20 protein-coding genes are annotated in these 23,513 nt (G+C 37.1%); 14 read left to right on the top strand and 6 right to left on the bottom strand.

Going from position 1 to position 23,513, the window contains the following annotated elements:
• The first annotated feature begins 5 nt into the window (after positions 1 to 5).
• The gene (locus tag acsn021_RS06445) at positions 6 to 1,844 is read left to right on the top strand and encodes an ABC transporter ATP-binding protein (protein ID WP_184093000.1); all 1,839 of its coding nucleotides are present in this window, start codon (positions 6 to 8) and stop codon (positions 1,842 to 1,844) included.
• A 363-nt stretch (positions 1,845 to 2,207) separates the two neighbouring features.
• Positions 2,208 to 2,369 (top strand): hypothetical protein, encoded by a 162-nt coding sequence (locus acsn021_RS06450; RefSeq protein ID WP_184092895.1) that lies wholly within the window; start codon positions 2,208 to 2,210, stop codon positions 2,367 to 2,369.
• A 59-nt stretch (positions 2,370 to 2,428) separates the two neighbouring features.
• Here acsn021_RS06450 and acsn021_RS06455 read toward each other — a convergent pair whose 3' ends face one another.
• Both acsn021_RS06455 and acsn021_RS06460 read right to left on the bottom strand, forming a co-directional pair.
• Positions 2,429 to 2,992, bottom strand: coding sequence for a chromate transporter (locus tag acsn021_RS06455; RefSeq protein ID WP_184092894.1), 564 nt, complete (start codon positions 2,990 to 2,992; stop codon positions 2,429 to 2,431).
• A gap of 2 nt (positions 2,993 to 2,994) precedes the next feature.
• Positions 2,995 to 3,564 (bottom strand): chromate transporter, encoded by a 570-nt coding sequence (locus acsn021_RS06460; protein ID WP_184092893.1) that lies wholly within the window; start codon positions 3,562 to 3,564, stop codon positions 2,995 to 2,997.
• A 189-nt stretch (positions 3,565 to 3,753) separates the two neighbouring features.
• Here acsn021_RS06460 and acsn021_RS06465 point away from each other — a divergent pair, with 189 nt between their 5' ends.
• Positions 3,754 to 4,623: a LysR family transcriptional regulator gene (locus acsn021_RS06465; RefSeq protein WP_330601774.1), complete on the top strand. Its 870-nt coding sequence runs from the start codon at positions 3,754 to 3,756 to the stop codon at positions 4,621 to 4,623.
• Positions 4,624 to 4,791: 168 nt separating this feature from the next.
• Here acsn021_RS06465 and acsn021_RS06470 read toward each other — a convergent pair whose 3' ends face one another.
• Both acsn021_RS06470 and acsn021_RS06475 read right to left on the bottom strand, forming a co-directional pair.
• The gene (locus acsn021_RS06470; protein ID WP_184092891.1) at positions 4,792 to 5,556 is read right to left on the bottom strand and encodes a MerR family transcriptional regulator; all 765 of its coding nucleotides are present in this window, start codon (positions 5,554 to 5,556) and stop codon (positions 4,792 to 4,794) included.
• A gap of 234 nt (positions 5,557 to 5,790) precedes the next feature.
• On the bottom strand, positions 5,791 to 6,576 hold the full coding sequence (locus acsn021_RS06475) for an HAD family hydrolase (protein WP_184092890.1): 786 nt from the start codon (positions 6,574 to 6,576) through the stop codon (positions 5,791 to 5,793).
• A gap of 351 nt (positions 6,577 to 6,927) precedes the next feature.
• Here acsn021_RS06475 and acsn021_RS06480 point away from each other — a divergent pair, with 351 nt between their 5' ends.
• Positions 6,928 to 8,259 carry an MATE family efflux transporter gene (locus acsn021_RS06480; protein ID WP_184092889.1) on the top strand — a complete coding sequence of 444 codons (1,332 nt, stop codon included), beginning with the start codon at positions 6,928 to 6,930 and terminating at the stop codon, positions 8,257 to 8,259.
• A gap of 189 nt (positions 8,260 to 8,448) precedes the next feature.
• On the opposite strand, the gene acsn021_RS06485 is transcribed toward acsn021_RS06480, so the two are convergent.
• Both acsn021_RS06485 and acsn021_RS06490 read right to left on the bottom strand, forming a co-directional pair.
• Complete coding sequence (locus acsn021_RS06485) at positions 8,449 to 8,871, bottom strand: HIT family protein (protein WP_184092888.1); 423 nt, start codon at positions 8,869 to 8,871, stop codon at positions 8,449 to 8,451.
• Positions 8,872 to 8,905: 34 nt separating this feature from the next.
• Positions 8,906 to 10,663 carry a M3 family oligoendopeptidase gene (locus acsn021_RS06490; RefSeq protein WP_184092887.1) on the bottom strand — a complete coding sequence of 586 codons (1,758 nt, stop codon included), beginning with the start codon at positions 10,661 to 10,663 and terminating at the stop codon, positions 8,906 to 8,908.
• 260 nt (positions 10,664 to 10,923) lie between these two features.
• Here acsn021_RS06490 and acsn021_RS06495 point away from each other — a divergent pair, with 260 nt between their 5' ends.
• From acsn021_RS06495 to acsn021_RS06540, 10 genes are all read left to right on the top strand, one after another.
• On the top strand, positions 10,924 to 12,042 hold the full coding sequence (locus acsn021_RS06495) for a M23 family metallopeptidase (protein WP_184092886.1): 1,119 nt from the start codon (positions 10,924 to 10,926) through the stop codon (positions 12,040 to 12,042).
• 37 nt (positions 12,043 to 12,079) lie between these two features.
• The gene (locus acsn021_RS06500) at positions 12,080 to 13,558 is read left to right on the top strand and encodes a LolA family protein (RefSeq protein ID WP_184092885.1); all 1,479 of its coding nucleotides are present in this window, start codon (positions 12,080 to 12,082) and stop codon (positions 13,556 to 13,558) included.
• A 45-nt stretch (positions 13,559 to 13,603) separates the two neighbouring features.
• On the top strand, positions 13,604 to 14,473 hold the full coding sequence (locus acsn021_RS06505) for an SH3 domain-containing C40 family peptidase (protein ID WP_184092884.1): 870 nt from the start codon (positions 13,604 to 13,606) through the stop codon (positions 14,471 to 14,473).
• Positions 14,474 to 14,512: 39 nt separating this feature from the next.
• Positions 14,513 to 15,511, top strand: a complete 999-nt coding sequence (locus acsn021_RS06510) for a dipeptidase (protein ID WP_184092883.1) — start codon at positions 14,513 to 14,515, stop codon at positions 15,509 to 15,511.
• A gap of 341 nt (positions 15,512 to 15,852) precedes the next feature.
• The gene (locus acsn021_RS06515) at positions 15,853 to 17,664 is read left to right on the top strand and encodes an ABC transporter ATP-binding protein (protein ID WP_184092882.1); all 1,812 of its coding nucleotides are present in this window, start codon (positions 15,853 to 15,855) and stop codon (positions 17,662 to 17,664) included.
• A 1,123-nt stretch (positions 17,665 to 18,787) separates the two neighbouring features.
• The gene (locus acsn021_RS23220; protein ID WP_408626146.1) at positions 18,788 to 19,471 is read left to right on the top strand and encodes an ATP-binding cassette domain-containing protein; all 684 of its coding nucleotides are present in this window, start codon (positions 18,788 to 18,790) and stop codon (positions 19,469 to 19,471) included.
• 148 nt (positions 19,472 to 19,619) lie between these two features.
• Positions 19,620 to 19,886 (top strand): acyl carrier protein, encoded by a 267-nt coding sequence (locus acsn021_RS06525; RefSeq protein WP_184092880.1) that lies wholly within the window; start codon positions 19,620 to 19,622, stop codon positions 19,884 to 19,886.
• Complete coding sequence (locus tag acsn021_RS06530) at positions 19,883 to 21,229, top strand: hypothetical protein (protein ID WP_184092879.1); 1,347 nt, start codon at positions 19,883 to 19,885, stop codon at positions 21,227 to 21,229. The genes acsn021_RS06525 and acsn021_RS06530 overlap by 4 nt, the downstream gene beginning before the upstream one ends.
• A 106-nt stretch (positions 21,230 to 21,335) precedes the next feature.
• On the top strand, positions 21,336 to 22,439 hold the full coding sequence (locus tag acsn021_RS06535) for a hypothetical protein (protein ID WP_184092878.1): 1,104 nt from the start codon (positions 21,336 to 21,338) through the stop codon (positions 22,437 to 22,439).
• A gap of 14 nt (positions 22,440 to 22,453) precedes the next feature.
• On the top strand, positions 22,454 to 23,512 hold the full coding sequence (locus acsn021_RS06540) for a radical SAM/SPASM domain-containing protein (protein ID WP_184092877.1): 1,059 nt from the start codon (positions 22,454 to 22,456) through the stop codon (positions 23,510 to 23,512).
• Position 23,513: the final 1 nt, after the last annotated feature.

Raw genomic sequence — 23,513 nt, forward strand, 5'->3', positions numbered from 1 at the left:
ATAGCATGAATGCAGGCAGACATAGACGACAGAGCGGACATATGGGTGGACCCATGGGAGGTGTCATTGAAAAGCCTAAGGACTTTAAAGGTTCTATGAAAAAACTTGCTGCCTATATGAGCAAATACAAAATAGGATTATTGTTCGTTGTAATTTTTGCAATCGCCAGTACTATTTTTAATATTGTGGGACCGAAAATCCTTGGAAATGCTACGACTGAAATCTTTAATGGGCTTGTAAAGAAGATTAATGGAACCGGCGGCATTAATTTTGATGCCATTGGCAAAACACTGATGATTCTGTTGGGACTTTATATTATCAGTATGGTATTCTCTTTAATACAGGGATTTATCATGACTCATATCTCTCAAAAAGTAACCTATCAGTTTAGAAAAGATATTTCAGAAAAGATAAATCGTATGCCTATGAATTATTTTGAAACCCGTACCCATGGTGAGGTTCTCTCAAGAGTTACAAATGACGTTGATACGTTAAGTCAGAACCTAAATCAAAGTATTTCTCAAACGATTAGTTCCATCACTATGATTATCGGTGTACTTTATATGATGATTACTATTAGTGGTACCATGACACTGGTAGCAATATTAACCTTGCCTTTATCCATGGGGCTGATTGGAACCATTATAAAGAAATCACAAAAATATTTTAAAGAGCAGCAGGAATACTTAGGCCATGTAAATGGTCAGGTGGAAGAAGTATACGGCGGACATAATATTGTAAAAGTATTCAATGGTGAAAAGCAGGTAGTAGCAGAATTTGAAAAAGCGAATGAAAAGTTATATCATTCTGCCTGGAAGTCCCAGTTTTTATCCGGTATGATGCAGCCTATTATGGCGTTCGTAGGAAATATCGGCTATGTGGCAGTATCCATATTAGGTGGATACCTTACTATTAAAAATTCCATTGAAGTTGGTGATATTCAGTCCTTTATTCAATATGTAAGAAGCTTTAACCAGCCAATTGCTCAAATTGCCCAGATATCCAGTCAGTTACAGCAGACGGCTGCGGCTTCAGAGCGTGTGTTTGAATTTCTGGATGAAGAGGAAGAGGTTCAATATGCAAAAAATCCGGTTAAGACAGACAATATTCGGAGTAAAGTGGAATTTAAACATGTTAAATTCGGTTACAATCCAGAGAAGATTATTATTAACGATTTCTCTGCAGCTGTAAATCCAGGACAGAAAATAGCAATTGTTGGACCAACCGGTGCCGGTAAAACAACCATGGTAAAACTGCTCATGCGTTTTTATGATGTAAATTCCGGAGAAATTCTCATTGATGGACATAATATTAAGGATTTTAACCGAGGAGAGTTACGGCAGATGTTCGGCATGGTATTGCAGGACACATGGCTGTTTAACGGTACCATTATGGACAATATCCGCTACGGAAAAGAAGATGCTACAGATGAAGAGGTAATCGCAGCTGCAAAAGCGGCACATGCGCATCACTTTATTTCAACTCTGCCGGATGGTTATCAGATGATTTTAAATGAAGAAGCCAGTAACGTATCTCAGGGACAGAAACAATTATTAACAATAGCGAGGGCAATTCTTGCTAATCCTAAGATTCTGATACTTGATGAAGCCACCAGCTCAGTTGATACCAGAACGGAAGTAAGAATTCAAAAGGCTATGGATAATTTAATGCAAGGCAGAACTAGCTTTGTTATTGCCCACAGGCTTTCTACCATTAAAGATGCTGACTTAATTCTGGTTATGAAAGACGGCGATATTATAGAGCAGGGTAATCACGAAGAACTGCTGCTTCAAAAGGGATTCTATGCTTCCTTGTATAATTCTCAGTTTGAAGAGTCTGCTTAATCGCTTGTATCTGAATATTTGATTTAAGAATGTATAAAAGCTTCATAACGATTCTTTATTCGCTAAAAAGAATGTTATGGAGCTTTTAATAGTAATACGTATGATATGCTCTTGTTCCAGTTTTTGTTAAGTGTTATAATTAGAGTGTGATATGGCCGATACTTAAGGCAATTATGAAGAATGTACATTCATGCAAGTAAGTAGTCCAGTTAAACCGGATAGTATATTGGGTAAATTATAATAAGCAGCAGCTAGTTTAAGAGCGAAAGAAAATAAATAGGAGAAAGGATACCACATATAGATTCTTTCACTCTTTTGGTGGTCATATCCTAAGATGCTTAGGATATATGATAGGTGAAAAGTATGGACAAGAAAATGAGGTTTTTATTGGGAACCGTATTGTTTTTAGCAGGTATTATAACAGGTTTTTTTATTGCTCCTATTAAACAGGGAATTGGTAATAATTGTGGTAACAATTCAACGAATAATTACCATAATGAAAAAGAAGAGAACGAGGAAATGTAATATAGAAAACACAGAAAAGCAGTCAAATTAAAGTTACCTACTGTATAAAAAATGTAGCATTAAAAGATTAAATATAGCATTAAACCAAGTAATCCGGAACCCGACATTATGAAGATAGGATTAATCTTCGTCTTTCTAAGCAAAATCAGACTGCTGCAAAATAAGAAAACGGCAATCGTGTCTATATGCTTCATACTAACAGGAGTACTTCCCCCGCCCCAAAAAGCAGCTATAATAATTGAAACTCCGGCAGAGGCAATCAGGGCAACTACAACCGGCTGTAAACTATCTAATATCCCCTTCACAATTGCAAGGTTTTGGAACTTTTTATAGAGAAATGCAAGCAAAAGTACAATGCATACAGATGGTAAAATACAGCCCAAGGTTGCAATAATGGCTCCAGGCAACCCTGCAACACGTGTACCTACAAAGGTAGAGGAATTAATAGCGATTGGCCCGGGGGTCATACCCGATAGGGTAATTAAATCCGTATATTCTGTTACAGTCAGCCAATGATTTAATTCTACAACCTGTCGTTTTATCATAGGAAGAGAAGCATACCCCCCTCCGATACTAAACAGTCCCACTTGAAAGAAGCTTAAAAACAATTTTATGTAGTTCATTACTATGTTTCCTTTCCTTTTCTCATACGATACATAGTCTGTATGGCACCTATGACTCCGCATGCTAAAATAAGTAAGGCAATATTTATGCCAAAAAAATAAGCAGCTAAAAATGAAATAAGCATCATAAGAATAGAAAAAGCTTCTTTTTTCTTGCATATTTCACGCCCCATCGTAAAAACTACATCTACAAGAACAGCCGCGATACCAGCCTGCATTCCTCTTAATAGCAGATTTATGGCTATATTATTTTGAAAGGTATTATAAAAGAGAGAGACAAGGGAAAGAATCAAAAAGGGCGGCAGAACCGTCCCAAGAATAGCCAATAGGGCACCCACAAGTCCGCCGCATTGATAGCCAATCAAAACAGATGCATTTACCGCTACAGAACCTGGTGTAGATTGTGCGATTGCAGTTATATGAATAATATCTTTTTCTTTAATCCACTTAAGGTCATCAGCAAATTTCTTTTTTAATAAGGGAATTATGACAAAGCCGCCGCCAAAGGTAAAGGCACTGATATAAAAAGTAGAAGAGAATAGCTGTAAATAAAATTTTGAAGTATGTTTCATAATACCTCCCTTCTGTGTGCAAAAAGTTGTTTTTTTAGCTTAACTCCCATATGTGTGCAAATGTACACACACAAATCCATTATACAACTTGAATTAATATAATAAAAATAGTATTATCTTATAATATACATAATATATTTGTTATATATAATAGCAGAGAAAGGCTAAACAGCAATGACCCTTAGGCATATGAAAATATTTGTAACAGTTTGCGAATGTAACAGTGTAACTGCGGCGGCAGAGAAACTCTATCTTGCGCAGCCCTCGGTAAGTCTTGCAATCAGAGAATTGGAGGAATATTACGGCATTCAATTATTTGACCGGATATCCAGAAAAATGCTTATCACGGAGGCAGGAAAAATGTTTTTGGATTATGCCATCCATATTGTGGATTCGTTCGATGCCATGGAAAAAGAAATCAGAAATTGGGACAGTATGGGGACTATGAGAGTTGGCTCCAGTATTACTATAGGAAATTTTTTATTAATACGGTATGTGAAGGAATTCAGAGAAAAATATCCTCATATAAAGGTTACAGTAACAATTCAGAACTCAGAAGAAATTGAAAAACGGATTATGGACAATGACATTGACTTTGGACTGATAGAAGGGGTGATACATAACAATCACATTGTCAGCGAAAAGTTCATGGAAGATGAATTAGTATTTGTGTGCGGTAAGGGACATGCTCTGGCAGAAAGTAGAGTAATACAGGCCTCACAGCTTTCCCAATGGGATTTTATATTAAGAGAAAGAGGCAGTGGAGGAAGAGAATTGTTTGAAAGTGCCCTTTTAACTCATAATATTGAGATAGCCCCTATCTGGGAAAGTGTCAGTACCCAGGCAATTATAAAGGCAGTCATGGAAGGGCTTGGTCTGTCCGTACTTCCCTTTGAATTAGTAAAGGAGGAGTTAAGAAAAGGAAATCTCATAAGACTGCAAATAGAAGAGATTTCACTTAGGCGGTATTTTTATATTATATATCATAAGAATAAGCTGTTAACACATTCTGCAAAAGAATTTATTACATTATGTAAAAAAAGAGAAATAATAGCATAGAGGAGATTTTACCTGGATTAAATTAGGATGTCTTTGTTTTTGGAGAACCATAATAGCAGATGAAACGTGTCATTCATGAGTTTCTTAAAGAAAGAGTACCGCAAAAATATATGTTTCATCTGCTATTAAAAGATTTAAAATAGGAGAACTCTAGCAGTTGTGTCAGCCTTACCTATTCGTTTTTGTAAAATTAAGAATAGCATCTTTTAAGAATTCGGTTGTTCCGCTTTGTGCTTTATCATAGTAAGCCTTAAAGCGTTCATCGGCTACGTACATTTGTGCCAGACCTGCATGAGCCTCTGGTGAGTATTGTTCCCAGAAAAAGCAAAGCCATTGTTTATGAAGATTTGCCGCCTTTTGAGCCAATGCCCCGGCCGGGTTGCCGGTTTCATAGGCGGCACTTAATGTCTGAAATAAATCTTCTTCCAAAGCTTTTACCTGATTATACTGCTCCTCTGTTAAGTTCATTAGTTTTTGATTGGACTGATTTATAGCTTCTTCTCCATATTTTTCACGAATTTCTACGCCATATGCCGCTTCGTTTTCAGCAATCAAGTTCTGTTTAAATCCTTTAAATTTTTCATTATCTGACATGGTAATTCTCCCTTCAGTTGATACTATCGTTTTTTCAACATTAATAATTAACAGCTCTAACTGTTTCTTTTTAGCAAGCAGTTTTTTATGATGTTCCTTTAAAGCAGCCAAACTATTAAAGGAAGGGGTGGTAATTATGTCTTTAATACCATCAAGACTGACCCCAAGCTCCCGGTAAAAGAGTATCTGCTGTAACAGATTCACTTCTGGTTTTCCATAGATACGGTATCCGGAGGAATTGATTCTGGCAGGTTTTAGAAGACCGAGTTCATCATAATATCTTAGAGTTCTTGGGCTGACACCAGCCAGTCTTGCTAATTTTTGAACGGTATATTCCATAATTATTTTTCTCCCTTCTTTAACAACGTGCGCTACAGTCAGGCGGGTGGTAATAACTTTAATTTAACTGCCTGCAAGATTCATGATAGACTATGACGCAGCGTGAATGTCAATACCTTTCTTATAAAAAAATAAGTATACCGCAACTGTAATTAGGATAAGATGAAAATAAGATAGACTGCCAAATATACAATACTTTTCTGGCAGTCTTTTGTTATATAACAGGATATTCGGTTACAGGTTAAGTTTAAAGTAGTCGCACAAAGTATCTGCTACAGAATGTGCGCGGAGAGAATAGCGGTCTCTGATTTCTTTGGCGGCATTCTCCATTACATATCCGTACTGTACCATAGAGAGCATCTCCAAATCATTATAGTTATCGCCAAAAGCCATAACCTCACTTGTTGAAAGAGATAGCTTTTTAAGGAGAAAGCGTAAGGCGTTTCCTTTATTAACATCCGGAGCTGTAAAATCTAGCCAGCCGTGTCCTGATATGGTACATTTAAAGTAGCTTTCCCATTTTGATACAAAATAATCACCTGAATTTTTCGCAATACCTGCTTTTTCGAATACGGATATCTTAATAAAGTCCTCCTTAATATCTTTAAAATCTTCTATTAAGGTTACATCATTTCTTACGATGTTCTTCATACGGTGATAATATTCTTCAGACTTTGGTTTTAAGTAAGAGGTAAATTGACCAGACAGCAAGATTTCACAGCCTTCACGATTCCAGATATCCTCTATTAATGCAAGTCCCAGTGTCCTGTCCATAGATGAACTTAAAAGAATTTGGTCTTTATATAATATAAGCCCTCCGTTTTCACATATGAATATCATATCCTTACTTGCCGGGCCGAATAACCGGATTAAGTTCGGATACTGTCTTCCGCTTGCTGCTGCAAACAAAAGTCCTTTTTCCTGAAGGGTGAGAATCGTCTGAATGGTTTTTGCATCCAGTGATTGATTACCATTGTGTAATAAAGTACCGTCAATATCACTGACAACTAATTTAATCATATTTTTTACCCGAAGCATATTGCAGGTTGCTTGCAATGCTGCCACAATATAATGGGCTGTATTTTTACAACCGGTGAAAGAATATAATGCGGCGTCCTTTCCTAGTATTAGATTTAGATTTCTTTCACTTTATCTCACATATAAGTGTAAAAACAAAGCGGCAGTTGCTATTATAGCAATATAGTCTGAATAAAGCAAATATTTACGTGCACTTTACTTAATAAAGGGTAAGATAATAGATTTTTTTCAGTAAAAAACTATATTGCTTTTTATCTTAAAGCAGTTCATAATATTATTTATATGTTTATTTTTAGACTATAATATGGGCAGAGGTTAACCAAGGAGAAAAGTATGTTCAACAATAAGCAGTTAAAGAAACTAATCATTCCATTGATTATCGAGCAACTATTGGCAGTAACTGTAGGTATGGCAGATATTATGATGGTTGCAAGGGCAGGAGAAACGGCGGTTTCTGGTGTATCCCTAGTGGATACGCTGAATGTCCTTTTAATAACATTATTTTCATCCTTAGCAACAGGTGGGGCAGTTGTAGCAGCTCAGTATTTGGGTCATAAAGAGACAAAGGAAGCCTGTAAGGCAGCGAATCAGTTGCTGTTGGCAGTGGGCTGTATATCGTTGCTCATCATGGGAATATCCTTGATAGGTAATCAGGCAATCCTGCGAACTATTTATGGAAGTAAAGTGGAAAAGGCAGTAATGGACAATGCCGTTACTTATTTTTATATTACAGCACTCTCTTTTCCGTTTTTGGCTATATATAATTCCTGTGCAGCATTGTTTCGTACTATGGGTAACTCAAAGGTTTCCATGATGGTATCAATTATTATGAATATTATTAATGTGGGTGGTAATGCCATTTTGATACTTGGGTTTCGTATGGGAGTTGCTGGTGTTGCATATCCTACACTGGTTTCAAGGGCAGTGGCTGCAGTAATCATGTTAGGGTTAATCCATAATGCAAAAAATCCTATTCATATTAGTAATATTTTTCATCAAAGATTTGATTGGAAAATGATTCGTCGTATTCTAAATATTGGAGTACCAAATGGATTAGAAAACAGTGTATTTCAAATTGGTAAAGTTCTTGTTCAAGGCATCACGGCAAGTTTCGGAACGGTTGCAATAACTGCCAATGCTGTAGGAAATACCATTGCAGGTCTTGAAGTTATTCCAGGATCGGCAATCGGTCTTGCTATGATTACTGTGGTTGGACAGTGCGTAGGAGCAGGAGATTTAGAACAGGCAAAGAAATATGTGATTAAACTTATGAAGATAACTTACATAATAATAATCATATTAAATATGGGAGTACTGCTTTTACGGGAACCTATTATTGGTCTGTATAATCTTTCAAGTGAAACAGAAGCTTTGGCTATGCAGCTTGTTATATATCATAGTATATGCTGCTGTATTATTTGGCCTATTTCTTTCTGCCTGCCGAATGCATTACGAGCTGCAAATGATGTAAAAAATACAATGTTAATTTCTATTATATCTATGTGGGTTTGGAGAATAGGTTTTAGTTTTATTCTCGCGTATAGCTTTAAATTGGGATTAATGGGTGTCTGGATAGCTATGACTATTGACTGGCTCTTCCGTGGTATTTGCTTTGTTACCAGATTCTTAAGCGGTAAATGGAAGCGACATGCGTATATCAGTTGATAATAATATTAGATTGGAAATGTAGCTATGAAGGATAAGTGTTGATAATCCTTTATAACAAAATAATTAAGAAAGAAGCTCCACGACTTTCCTGCCTTATATAATGCAGTTTAAAAGTCTGGAGCTTCTCTTTATGCAGAAAACGTTGCAAGGTTTTCCTATTTTATTTCTTCTATGGAATATCTCAATCTACAGGTGCTTTTGAATCTGATCAATGATATCCTTGTATTCTTCTTCTGATAAATATACTTTATCCGGATTCATTGCAAATACGCCACCCCATTCAAATTCTTCTTTATATTTAGGTACCAAATGAAAATGAAGGTGGTGTCCGGTATCGCCATAAGCACCATAATTTACCTTATCGGGATTAAAAGCAGTCTGTAATGCTCCCGATACTTTAGCAATATCAGCGAAAAAAGCAGTTCTTTCTTCGTCTGTCAGTTGAGTCATATCTCCAACGTGATAATTGTGAGCAACGATAACTCTTCCCTTGTGGCTTTGTTCCTTAAAAAGATAGAGTTTTGAAGTAGTAAGGTCACAAATCTTAATACCGAATTTTGCTACTAATTCCCCTTCCATACAATAAGCGCAGTTTAAATCTTTTTCCATGAGGTCTTTTCCTTTTCTTATGAATAATTTTGTATTAGTTCTTAGTAATGTCTAAGAATAAATCAATGGATTCAGCTACCATGCTAAGGCTCTGTCTCCAAAAATCCGGTTTTGTAAGGTCAATCTCAGCCATTTTAGCTACATCTTCTACCGTATTAACAGTAGTGGCATTTAATAAAGTACGATATTTTGGAAGAAAGGCTTCTCCCTCTTCCTGATATTTTGCATAAAGTCCTCTGGCAAATAATCCGCCGAAGGCATAAGGAAAGTTATAAAAGTCAAGAGAATCTCTGTAATAGTGTCCTTTGCACACCCACATAAAAGGATGGCGTACTTCGGCGTCCAGGCCGTCTCCATATGCTTCCTTTTGGCAATCAAGCATGAGTTGTTCTAAGTCGGAGGAGAAGAGGAAGGCTTCCTTACGTCTTTCAAAGACAGCACTTTCAAATAAGAATCTGGAATAGATATCGATAATTATTTGAGTAACATCTTGTAATTGGCTTTCGATTAAAGTAAGCTTTTCTTCACCCTGAGCCTCTGCAATGGCAGCATTCATAATAACGGTTTCGTTAAAGGTAGAGGCAGTTTCTGCTACCGGCATGGAATAATCTGTATTTAGAGGAAGATGTTCCTGAATATTTAAACCATGATAAGCGTGGCCAAGTTCATGTGCAAGGGTAACTACGTCGCTTAAAGAGCCGTCAAAATTGGTTAAGATGCGGCTTTGTTTAATGTAGGGCAGATTATAGCAGAAGGCACCGCCTACTTTACCGGCATGGGGATAGAAATCAATCCATTCCTCGTCAAAGGCAGTTTCGATCATATCTGCAAGATCATCTGAAAAACTACGGAAATGTTTTACTAAATATTCTTTTGCCTCTTCTACGGAAAAGGTTCTCTGGGTGCTTCCAAGGGGAGCGAACAAGTCATACCAGGGCAGTCCGTTTTTATGTCCTAACAATTCCCCTTTACGCTTTAAGTAAGCTCTGAATTTTGGCAGATATTCACGAATAGCAGTAAACATAGCATCCAGTGTTTCCTGTGTCATCATGGCACGTTTTAAATTCATGGCAAGAGCAGAATCATGACCTCTTAAAGCGGATAGGGTATTTGCCTGGAATTTTAGATGATTCAGAGAAAAAGCTACTGGGTCCTTAATTTTTTCATAAGAAGCGATTTCAGCCTCATAAGCCTCTTTACGAATTTTTGCATCTGAATTGTAGGCTAGGTTACGGATATCGGAAAGAGTCGTTTTTTCACCGTTATAATCCACTTCCAGCGTGGAGGTAAGATACTGCTGCATGGTTGACCAGGCAGAAGCCCCGGATAAGTTCATCTTTGCAATCACTTCTTCCACTTCATCGTTTAACGTATATTTGGCATTTTCTTTTTGGTGATTCAAAAAGAAACGATAATTTTCTAAGTTAGGGGTGCCTGCAATGATTTCATCAAGGTTATCTAGTTTTGCAATATACTTTTTAAAAATGGCAAATTCTTTGGAAAGTTGACTGGTTTTATCCTGTAGTTTACCCATGATTGCAACTGTTTCGCTGTTGGTGGTATCCGTAGATTTTCTAAGAAATACATAAGCTGATAATTTGTTTATGAGTACGGAATATTCTTCTATATAACCGATTAAAGCAGGAAGTGCTTCCGCAGGCTCAACAGTATCAAGCGTTTTAATGTACTCTTTAATCAGTGCTATTTGCACGTCTGACTTTTTTAAATCTTTTATAAAGGCTTCATCTTGATAACCCTTATAAAGTGCATCTAATGACCATTCTGGTTTCATAAGCATCCTCTTTTCCAGGGAAATATCTATATTTAGAGAGTTTTTCCCTTGTTAATGTCCTTTATTAATACAAAAGCTGTAATTCTAGCTTATATGCAGGGAATCTGCCTGATCTAAGAGCAGTATCAGACACCCTATTATGTACATAAATAATATTATAACACATTTTTATGATATGAACAGAATGTTTTTTGAGATTCAGTAATATGCAACCTGCAAAAAACATAATATTATACTACAGTTTGTATGCGAGGGTGCTCATGATTAAAAGGGTAAAATTAAAACGGGGGATATTAATTGAGCTTCTCCTGCTGGCAGCATTATGTTCGTATCTCTTTTCCCAGAGATATCTAGAAGGTGCATTGGATGCTTTTTTTCCAAATTCAGAATCCAATTACATAAAATGGGTTGATTTTAATGTAAGTTCTTCTGCCATGGGAAAGGCATATGAATATGATGTAGCCTCTCAGACAGAAGAGGTAAAATTAAACTGGATAGAGCTGTTGGCTTATTTAGGAACCAGATATGGCGGTGATTTTTCAAAATATAAGGAAAAAGACTTAAATGACCTGGTAAATAAATTAAAAGACAAAGAAGAAACGATAGCCTCTCTGACGGAGGAGATGAAGTACTATAATTACTATTACGAAGCTTACTCCGCAATCCTTAGTGGTTTAGTAGGAGAATATGAAATTCAGGTTGCAGATGAAGAAAAACCGGAGGAAAAGGTATGGGTCAAAAAGTATGGTTTAAAGGCTTACCTGCCTCTTGCCAAATTCTTCCCCTATAGTGATTACGATGATTTTGGAGTATCCAGAAGCTATGGCTATAAAAGGAGACACTTGGGACATGATATGATGGGACAGGTGGGAACCCCTGTTATTGCAGTGGAATCCGGTTTTGTGGAAGCACTAGGCTGGAATCAGTACGGCGGCTGGCGAATTGGTATACGCAGCTTTGACGGAAAACGCTATTATTATTATGCTCACTTACGTAAAAACTTTCCTTACAATAAAGCACTTGAAGTTGGCAGTGTTGTTCAGGCAGGGGATGTAATCGGATATCTTGGCAGAACCGGATACAGTGCTAATGAAAATGTCAATAATATAGACACTCCTCATCTGCATTTTGGTATACAGCTAATATTTGATGAATCACAAAAAGAAGGTATGAATGAAATATGGATTGACTGTTATGACATTATAAAATTCTTATACAGAAACCGTTCCGAAACGGTTAAAAATGAAGAAACCAAGGAATGGTATCGTGTATATGAAATGAAAGATCCGTTAGTGGATGAATACCTAAAAAATAAAGACAAAAATCCTATAAAACCTCATAATATAGATGAAAATACAGGTGACGGGCAGGGACAATAATACAGAAAGCAGTGTAGGATTGAAGGGAGTTGAAGGCATGCCATTACATGCTGCTTCTTTTTTGAGAAAATGTAACTTTATATATCCAAAGAAACAGAGATTTATTTTAAGCACAATCCTTTTAGGCGTATTTGCGATTCTTCTGGGTATGTTTAAGTTATCAGTCATGAAAAGTAATACAATCATATATGATATGGCAAAAGCATATGAAGGAGTAGCTGCCTATCATGGAATTCAGACGATTTACCGGGCAAATGAAAAAGGTGAAAAGGCTATATTAGCAGTACGTGATATCTGGTCAGATAGAGAGGGAAGGTATTATATAAAGGAATTGGAGGGGGTAAACCAAGGAATAACTACAATTAATAACGGGCAGCACAAGTGGCAGCTAAATCCAAGTTCTAAGACAGTACAGATGTTGCCCGTTCAGCCAAGTACTACGCAATTTATGTTTGAAATAGGTCATGAAATCACTTCTATGCAAGCAGTAAAAAGAATAAAAGAAGTAGATAAGGATATGGTAGCAGGCAGAGAAACAAGGCTGTATCAGGTAATAACAAAAGACGGAGAAATTTATTGTCTGTGGCTTGATCAGGAGACTAAGCTTCCTATCAAGAAGCGGACGGCTCCAAGGGATAAGTCAGCGTATGAGATTACTTATACCCAGATTGAATATGAGAAAAACATACCCTCTAAGCTTCTTGTTCTAGAACAGCCAGGTGGATACACAGTCAGAACCAATCAAACCGAGCAGATTGTATCCTGTACAGAAGAAGCGTATGGACTTATTGGAGTTAATGCGAAGCTCCCCATAGAAATACCGGAGAATTATATGCTGTTTCAAACAGTGGCAGAAATTTCTGAAAGAGTTGTGAAGCTTTATTATGTGGGGCAGATTAATAAGAGAGTTGCTATCATTGATATTAAAAATGCATCAGAAGAGTTTAGACCCAGTCCTTTGGCTATTTTAGGTACAGTAAATCTCAATCAGGCAGAGATAATGGTACATAGGGGGAGAAGTCAGGCAATTCTTGGAAGTGCTCTTTTTGCCATGGAGGAGGTTAATTCCATACGCTGGCAGGAGGAAGGAAGGGAATACAGGGTATACGGTTCCATTGGTATTGATATTCTCGCTGAATTTGCTGAAGGTATCTCAGCGGGGGAAGTGGTATTTCCAGAAACAAGGCAGGATATCTTTAAGCCGGAGGTCGTGGTAGAATATGATAAAAAAGTAGAAGAAAATGAACAGAAAAATGTGGATGCAGGACATTCGCCCTGGAAGTTAGACCCGGTCTTTGTAAGTCAGGTCTATGTCAGCACTATTATGAAGCCCGGTGGTATAATAGGGGATTATCCGATTGCTTATGAGGATATTACCATTACTATGAATACAGGAGATGCCGCCATTGCTAAAATTTATAATGAAATATCACCTATTAAGAATGTTTATTTAAGAAAACTTATACGGCAGGATGAAACGGGGATATGGACTGTGGTGGGTTATGATAAGAAATAAACCGGTAACACATAAGTATGTTCTGGAAGGAAAGGATTGAAAGCTATGAAATACGCTTTGGTAAATGCAACGCTTGCTTCCTTAAGGAAGGAGCCGGACAGATATAGTGAATTAGTGGATGAGAATTTTTATGGACGAAAGGTTGAAATACTTAAGGATGACGCGCTTGAGTGGTTTTTTGTTAAGACAGAATACCGTTATACCGGGTATGTACATAAATCTCAGTTAATAATTGGAGAAAGATTGTTACAAATGTGGGATAAGTATGCTAAAATGATTGTAATACAAGCGTATGCAGATGTACTTGATCAGCCGAAAATACAAGGATTTCGAATAACCAGCCTTACCAGAGGGGCACTGGTTGCCGTACTGGATTATGATGAGGAGAATGGTTGGGTCAAGATTGCTCTGTGTGATGGCAGGAATGGTTATATCAAAAGAGGATTTCTTGCAGATTATATAACAGACGCTTTTTTCATTGATAATTACTATAACCGGGGTACGAAAGAAACGGAAGACGCATTACGAAAGAGCGTTGTGGAAGCTGCCCTTTCCTACCTTGGCACCCAGTACCGGTGGGGCGGAAAAAGTCCGCTTGGTATCGATTGTTCGGGTTTATGTTCTGTGGCATATTTATTAAACGGTGTAATTATATACAGGGATTCAGCGATTATGCCGGGATTTCCTATTCATGAGGTGCCTTATGAGGCTATGAAGACAGCAGATTTACTGTATTTTCCCGGGCACATAGCTATGTATATAGGAGAAGATAGATATGTTCATGCTACTGCAAAAAGTGGTAGTGACGGAGTGGTAATTAATAGTTTAAATCCTTGTGACCCGGATTATAGGGAAGATCTCCCTGAAAAAATAACAGCTGTGGGGAGTTTATTCTATTCAGACGGCTGTGAGTAATTAAGGCGATAAAGTTTACAGAATAAAGGAGGAAAAAAGTTGAAAGTAGCAGACATGCATTGTGATACAATTACCGCACTATATAATACGGTAGTAAAAGGAGAGATTAGTAACCTTAATAGGAATACCTATCATATTGATATTGAAAAAATGCAAAAGGGAGATTACCTGTTGCAGAACTTTGCCATATTTGTGGACTTAAAAGGTCAGGAGCATCCACTGGAATATTGCTTAAAGGCTATTGATTTTTATTATGGGCAATTAGAATTATATAAGGATACGCTTGCACCAGTTTTTACATATGAAGATATACGCCGTAACAAGGAGGCGGGAAAGATATCCACCTTACTTACGATTGAAGAGGGTGGGGTTACAAAGAGCAGCCTTGAACATCTGCGGAATTTTTATCGTCTTGGTGTAAGGATGCTGACACTTACCTGGAATTATGAAAATGGTATTGGACATCCTAACTTTACTCGGACAGAAGATCAAAAACCGGATTTTTACACCTCCCAGACGGAAAAAGGATTAACAGATTTCGGACTTAAGATGATATGGGAAATGGAACAGCTGGGGATGATTATAGATGTGTCCCATCTATCAGATGCAGGCTTTTATCAAGTTCTTGAAAATACTACAAAACCTTTTGTAGCAAGTCATTCCAATGCCAGAAACGTCTGCCGCCATGTAAGAAATCTAACGGATGATATGATAGTAAAACTGGCAGAAAGAGGAGGCATAACAGGGATGAATTTCTGTCCTTCCTTTTTACAAGAGGTAAAGCAGGAGGAAGAAGCTGTGGGAACGATAGCATCTTTGGTGGAAAATATTAAGCATATAGCCAATGTAGGCGGATATGAATGTATTGGACTAGGTTCTGATTTTGATGGAATACCGTCTCATAAGGAACTGCCTGATGCATCGTATCTTCCGTTATTAGAAGAAGCTTTAAAAAGAGAAGGTTTTCAGAATCATGAGATTGAGGCAATCTTTTATAAAAATGTACTTCGTGTATATAAAGAAATATTAAGCCGCTAAATATCAAAAAGTTTCATCCGTTTTTTATACAAAAATAAGATAGGCAGTTACCAAATCATCTTAGTTTGGATGGTTCTGGTAACTGTCTTTTAAATATATCCGTTCCATCAATGCCCCAGCTGCTTAAAAGAACTTGATATATAGTGTTATAAAGGATTGACATTATACGTCTATGGATTTATTCGGATTTATTATTGAAAAAAATGTAAAATATATCTTGAAATTTCCAATAATTTGTAATAAAATGATGAATAATAATTGTGGGCAGTATAAGTGGGAAAGAAAAGCACTTTCAACGATTGATTTAAGTGCGTGCCAAGGCACGTAGATAGGGTATAAAAATGAATAAGGAAAAACCAAAGAATTTACACAACGCGATTAAGAGTAATATCTATATTTTGTCCATAGCCTTTAAGCTCTGTCCGCCCAGAGTAATTATGGATATTGCAGTGAATCTTATGTCAAAATTAGTGAGCTTTTATTTTTTATTGATTATTGAAACGCTGGTAAAAGGTCTGCAAAGGAATGAAGCTTTTGATAAGCTTGTGCTTATAGTTGTAATTAACTCATTCGTTCTTCTTGTAATAAAAGGAGTTCAGTGTATCTATAATGAAAAAACAAAGCTGATATATGACCAGATACTGATTGAGCGGATGAATCTTATGGTTTTTGGAAAAGCATTTGAAGCAGATATCAGTTGCTATGAGGATGCAGAATTTTATGATAACTATACTAAGGCGGCAGCAGAAGCCAATGGACGTATTATAAAGGTAATAGATACTATATCCAATATACTATCCGGTATTGTAGTGGCAGTTTGTTATTTAATAAAACTGGCTACGATTGATTATTTTTCAGTTATTATTGTCTTAATGCCGGTGCTGGCTACCAGTGTCATGGGTAAAAGATTGAAATTATTGGATTACAAGCTTACGATGGAGAATGTATCTCACAATCGAAAAAAAGATTATGTAAAGCGAACAGTATATCTGCAAAAATATGCCAAGGAACTAAGGCTCTATCCAATTTTTTCTGTCTTACAGGAAATCTTTAATGAGGCAGTAGAAAATATAATTAAGAATATAAAAAAGTATTGTTATCCTATGATGGGCTTTCGATTGTTTCAAAGATTGTTTGCAGGTTCTCTGCCCACCATAGGTTTCATGATATATAAGGTATATAAAAGCATAAGGGAGCCGGCAGGCATCAGCGATTTTACCGTATTATTTTACGGAGTACTGTCTCTATCCGGTGCCATGGAAGTTCTTCTCTATAATTTAATCACTCTTCGAACAGACAGTTTATACATCGATAATTTGAAACAATTTTTAAATCATTCACCAAGTATTAAAAATGAAGTAAATGCAATTCCTGTACCGGAACGCATTGAGAGTATCGAATTTGTAAACGTTAGTTTTTCTTATCCGAATTCCGACCGTCCGGTCTTACATAATATCAATTTAAAGTTACATATGAACAGATATGAAAAAGTCTCCATAGTTGGACATAACGGGTCCGGTAAAACAACTTTTGTAAAGCTGATTTTGCGTCTTTATGACCCGACAGAGGGAGAAATCAGGCTTAATGGAATCAATATTAAAGCCTATGATTTAAAAGAGTATCGGAAAGCTTTTGGTACGGTATTCCAGGATTTTAATATTTTTAGTATGTCAGCAGCAGAAAATGTTCTTATGGAGGACGCAGAGCCGGGAAAAGAGAATCTGGTCAAAAAATCATTGGAGAAAAGCGGGATTTTAGATAAGGTGCTGACTTTAAAAAAAGGTATATATACCATGCTTACTAGGGAATTTGATGAAGAAGGCGAGGTACTATCCGGTGGGCAGAATCAGAAAATTGCCATAGCCAGAGCCTTTGCTGCTAACAGCAATGTACTTATAATGGATGAGCCGTCAAGTGCACTTGATCCGATTGCAGAAGATAAAATCTGGGACAGTTTAATAGAGGTGAGCCGTGGCAAAGGTGCAATCTTTATCTCCCATAGAATGTCAGCCTGTAAGCTTGCAGATAAGATTTATCTTATGGAGAGAGGCTGCATTACAGAACAGGGTTCCCATGAAGAACTTATAAATTATAATGGTAAATATGCAGATATGTTCAAAAAACAAGCTATGAACTATCAGTCGCAGGAATAGAGGGGTTATGGAGAAGAAGGGACTGCAAAAAACCATTTCCAATAATATATTTATCGCAAGATATCTTTTTAAATATGTATCATTTTATGCAGTATTTAAAATAGTGATGCAGATACTGAATGCACTTATTGGTGTTCTCACCTATACATATTCTTTAAAGTATATCATAGATTCTGTGCAGCAGCAAAAAGCCTTTGAAGAGGTTCTTTATATGCTGGTTCTTTTAGGAGCTGCAAATCTTATTATCCGTCTGATTGATGCTGCACTGGAGTATGTGGTGACCCCGGTAGCTAAAGAGAGGCTAAAACAGAAGCTGCAATTGGAACTTTTTGAAAAGGCGGTTGCTATGGATTTGGACTGCTATGATAATCCTGCATTTTTTAATGATTTCATTTTGGCAGCTTCTCAGGCGGAGGATCAGTGTTTTGAAATTTATAATACAATGATGGAGCTTTTAAACTTATTTATTGCGATTCTGTCCCTAGGAGCTATCATACTATCTGTAAACTATCTGGGTATTATACTTGCCCTGTTTACAGCCGTTACAACGTTGGTTAATAATGTAAGACTTAATCAAACCAGAAATCAAAAGTATATGGAAATAAAACCATTAGAACGTAAAGGAGAATATGTAAAGCGGGTCTTTTACCTGGCGGACTATGCCAAAGAAATGCGGCTTTATGATTTAAAGGATAAAATGTCAGGAATTTACACCAAATCAAGTCAGGAAACCAAAAAAGTTCTGAAAAAGTATGGTTATAAACTCAGCTTTTATGGCTTTGTTTCAGAGTATGCATTAAATGATTTTGTTATGTTTACTGTATTTATGCTGGTGTTACTTTATCAGACGGTAAAATTAAAAACCGTTACTTATGGAGCCTTTGCAACTATGTTTTATGCGGCAACCCAGTTAAAGGACCGTTTAATCAGTCTCTCCGGATTCTTTGGGAAATTTCAGGCAAACAGTCTATATATCGAATACTTTAGAAGATTTATAAGCTATATCCCTAAAGTGGTGGAAAAGCCGGATAGCAAGGAACCACTAAAGGAAGGGGATATCAATCTTAAGCAGGTGGAATTTAAGTACCGAAAAGAGCAAAGCTCCATTATAGATAATATCTCCATGAAGATAACGCCTGGTGAAAAGGTTGCGATTATCGGATATAACGGTTCGGGAAAGACCACCTTAATTAAACTCATATTAAGACTGTATGATGTGACAAAAGGAGAAGTACAGTTAGGAAATCAGAATATAAAGGATTACCGGTTAAAACAGTACCGGAATTTGTTTGGAGCAGTCTTTCAGGATTATCAGGTATATGCCGCATCCATTGCAAATAATGTAACAATGGATTGTTATACTGGTACCAAAGACAGGGAGGAAAAAGTAAAACAGGCACTGAAAGAAAGTGGTGTTCTGGAAGTCATGGGAAAATACCCAGATGGCATACTAACACCGGTGACTAAGGAATTTGATGGAAAGGGAGCGCTTTTTTCCGGGGGAGAGGAACAAAAATTGGCTATATCTAGAGTGTTTTATAAGGATTCCCCTTACATTATTTTAGATGAACCCTCCAGTGCTCTTGATCCTATTGCAGAATACAATCTAAACCAGACAATTAAGTCAGTATTAAAGGATAAAACCATTATATTTATTACACATAGGCTTTCGACTTCCCGAATTGCGGATAAGATATTTATGATGGAAGAGGGGAGAATTATAGAGGAGGGAACACATGAGAGCTTAATGGAATTAGGTGGGAAGTATGCCAGAATGTTTCAGGTACAGGCAGAAAAGTATCTGTAAATGTTAAGGATTTAACCAGACCTTCCAGAAAAAATAGAAAGCCTGTTTAAATACAATAAAAGCTGAAAGAAAATGAAAAGGAAAGGATGCCACCACAATGATTCTTTCAGTCTAAATGTGGCAATTGTACATAAGAGAGGATGTACATATGGGTGTTATTATGATTAATAAGGTTAAGGAGTTAATTGCAGAAGTTTTAGAAAATGATGTTTTAAAGCCTGAACATATGGAGGATTCAGCTAATATAGTAGAAGATATTGGGTTGGATTCGCTCCAGTTAATCAATCTGATGCTGCGGGCGGAGGATGAATTTGGTATTGAAATTGATTTTGATAACCTGGATATGAAACATTTAGAATCTGTGCAGGCATTTTGCGATTATATTATATCGTGCAAAGAAGGTCTTAATGTATGAGACAGGAAGCTTTTGTGGTAGCAGGGAATTTTGATGCGGAAACTTTGTGGAGGGATGAGGAGCTTTGTCAGTTACCCTTTATTCCGGACAAAGCTTCCATTTTGATAACCTCTGCTCTGGATGAGCTATTATTTTTACTATGTAAACAAGGAGATGTACTTTTAACCAACAAAGCATTTGACGAAAGTTTGCTTAACTATGTACATCAATTAGGCTTTTCGTTTTACTGTAACCGGGAAGATTTAGCTAAGGATAGTAACAGCAGAGGACAAAGTGATGTGTTAAAAAATCTTTTGGAATATACCGGGGAGATAAAGGGGGTTCCGCACGAAGGATTATTAGATAAAACGTTTCAGACTTTTGCTGTTACAAAGCATAGTAAAGCTTGGTGCAAAAAAGAAGGGATAAATTATAATTACCCTGAACTACCGGTTATTAAGACCGTTAATTCTAAAAGGTATTCTTATGAGCTTAGAAAGAGCTTTGATATTGATATCGGCAGCAGACTGGCAGAAAGTACGGAAGAACTTATTGCTTTTGGAACTGCCATGTTAAAGGAGGGTAATCCGGTTATTCTAAAAGATATGTTTGGTGTATCCGGAAAGGGAAATCTTCTGGTTAACGGAGAGGGAATACTTAACCGCCTTGTAAAATACATCAAAAAGCAGGAGGAGAAGGGGATGAAGGTTGAATTCCTTTTAGAGCCTTTTCTTCAAAAAGAGATTGACTTTACCTGTATTGCCTTTATAGAACAAGACGGAACTTTCAGGGTGTTGGATATACAGTATATGCAGGCTTCCGGTTTTGCTTACAGCGGAACTTGCGAGCTTACAAAAGAATTGAAAGAAAAGATATTTGCCAGCAATTATATTCCCATTGTGGAACGGGCATGTAAGGAGTTATACAAAGCCGGTTACCATGGAGATGTGTGTATAGACTCCATGCTGCTGCCTGGCGGTGAATTTGTTCCAATCGTTGAAATCAATGCAAGGAAATCCATGACCTATATGAAATACTGTCTGGATGCTTACTTAAGACAATTTCATCAGAGGGCAAAATTCACTTATGCACCTTTTCATGCACCTTATGGCTATACAGTTGAAAACTTGCTTATCATGCTAGAAGGAGAAAAGCTCTTATATAAGCCAGAGAATGGTGCAGGCATCATGCCTCTTAGCGCGAATACCCTCTGTCTGAAAAAAGAAATGGCAGAGGATAAAGGAAAAAATTTAAAATCCAAGGGACGCCTGTATTATGGAATTATTGGGGAAACCATGGCAGAGATAGAGGGAATATCATCAAAGGTTAACCTGTTATTAGCTAAGTATGCCAATAACCTTTAAATCACCCTTATTTTGGTGATTTTGATTACTTCCAGCCTCTAACCTGTTGTTTTTGCAATCGAATATTTTGAATATTTAACCAGAAAGGATAGAAAAGGTGTAATGAATGAATCAAAGAGCAGCAATTCTAACCTCCGGTATGGGATTGGGAGTATATGTACCTTCTCTTATACTACATAATCAGTTAAATGAGGATGGATATGATAATCATATCTATATATATGAGGAGTATTTTACGGAGAAGGCAAAGAAAAATATGGAGTCCTACCGGAAGCTTTTTCATAGAGATTTCAGAGCAGCAATAGCAGGGCATAAAATACCGCTCCATGCAGCAGGAAAAGTTGAGAATCTGGAATTATTCCAAGGTTTATACGAGGAATGGGAGAAAAATAACATCACCCATTTTCTAATGCTATCAGGACATTGGGACTTAGTACTTTCGGAATATTGTAAGCGTGGACATAAGGAGATACAGATTGAATGTCTTCGTCTTGATTGTGGAATAACACCCTCCTGGAGAAACTATCAAAAGGAAGATAGAAATGATAATACCCAATGGTTGTTCGCAAGAGCAGGGGAAGAGATTCATTATAAGATAACAGTTGATAATAAGGAAGTCATACCCTTTGCTAGTCGAAAAGAGGAGTATTTTGTCCATGGCGGCGGCTGGGGAATGGGTACTTACAGGGACAGTATCAAAGAATTGTCCGAAGTAGGTACACTTAATATTACGTTATATGACTTGGATGAAGTAGATAAAGATTGTTCTAATAATCAGTATTACTACATGGATGCGGATTGGAAGCCTTGGTATAAAGGAGCTTTCGGTGAATATTCTTTCCCGCCTATGAGGCCGCTTGCGAATAAGGACTTTATAAACAGTAATGTGTTGCCGCCGGCTTATGATATAACCAGGAGGGTGCTTGGTATCATCTCAAAACCAGGAGGCGGAACGCTGTTGGATTCAATTTCTGCTGCAACACCGGTTATCTTTTTACCTCCCATTGCCGAGCATGAACGAAACAATGCAGATTACTTTATATCCCATAACCTTGGTGTTGATTTTGATACATGGAAATCCTCCGGTTATTCCAGGGAACTCCTTTATACACTCCATGAAAACCTAATAAAAGTAAGAGAGAATACCACAGAATATAGAGAATATCTCATAAAACAATGGAACAAGGTTCCTGCCACAAAAGACCTGTAAGGAGGTAAACAGTAATGAACTTTAACTATCCGAAATGGCTGGTCTTTCAGGTTACCCAAAGATGTAATCTGCGGTGTAAGATGTGCTATGAATGGGGGGAGAGCGGTTCTTATTTTGAAAAACCAGAACTAATGGATTTGGACATTCAGGCAGCAAAAAAAGTCATAGAAGAATTGGCACAGCATAATCCATATTATGAGCTGTTTGGAGGGGAACCCCTAATGTACCAGCATATTGAAGAATTGCTAATGACTTTTAAAAAGTATGATTGTAAGGTAGATATTCCTACGAATGGAACCTTATTAAAGAAATATGCCAAAACCATGGTGGATAACCAGGTACGAAGAATCTGGGTATCCATTGACGGACCGGAGGAATTTAATGACAATCAGCGTGGACACGGGGTATATCAAAAAGCGGTGGAAGGATTAAACGAAATTTACCGTATTAGAGAAGAACAGGGAAGTACTTATCCACTGCTAGGTGTAACCATGGTAGTAACCCCATATAACTATAAAACCATCTATTCCTTTTTTACAGAGGAGATAGATTATACCTTGTTAGATAACATTAGTGTTGAATTCCAGCTTTATATAACAGAGGCGAGGTATAATAAATGTCTTACTTTTATGGAGGAGGAATTTAGCCAGAGCAGTTTTTTAGGTGCTTCAGGGCTGGTTAGGGAACTAGCTGATTTTAAAGACATTGACATAGATGAACTTATGGGTCAGGTATTAAAGCTAAGGAACTTTTGCGAAGAAAAAAATATAAATATGATAGGTTATCCTAAAACCATGGAAAAGGAGAATCTGATGCATTTCTACCAGGGAGAGTGGGATGAGATGAAAGATAAAAGAAACAAATGCTCTTTTCCATGGATTTATATGGAGGTTTCTGCGAATGGGGATGTATCGCCCTGTCATACCTTCTATGAAATGAAGGTAGGAAATATCTATGAACAAGGGATTATGGACATCTGGAAAGGGGAGAGATTTCAGGAATTTCGAAAGAAGCTTAGAAATAAAGTATCTCCGGTTTGCTGTGCTTGTTCCAGATATTACAGTGATTTATAGC

The organism is Anaerocolumna cellulosilytica (assembly GCF_014218335.1).
In the GTDB taxonomy this organism is placed as follows: domain Bacteria; phylum Bacillota; class Clostridia; order Lachnospirales; family Lachnospiraceae; genus Anaerocolumna; species Anaerocolumna cellulosilytica.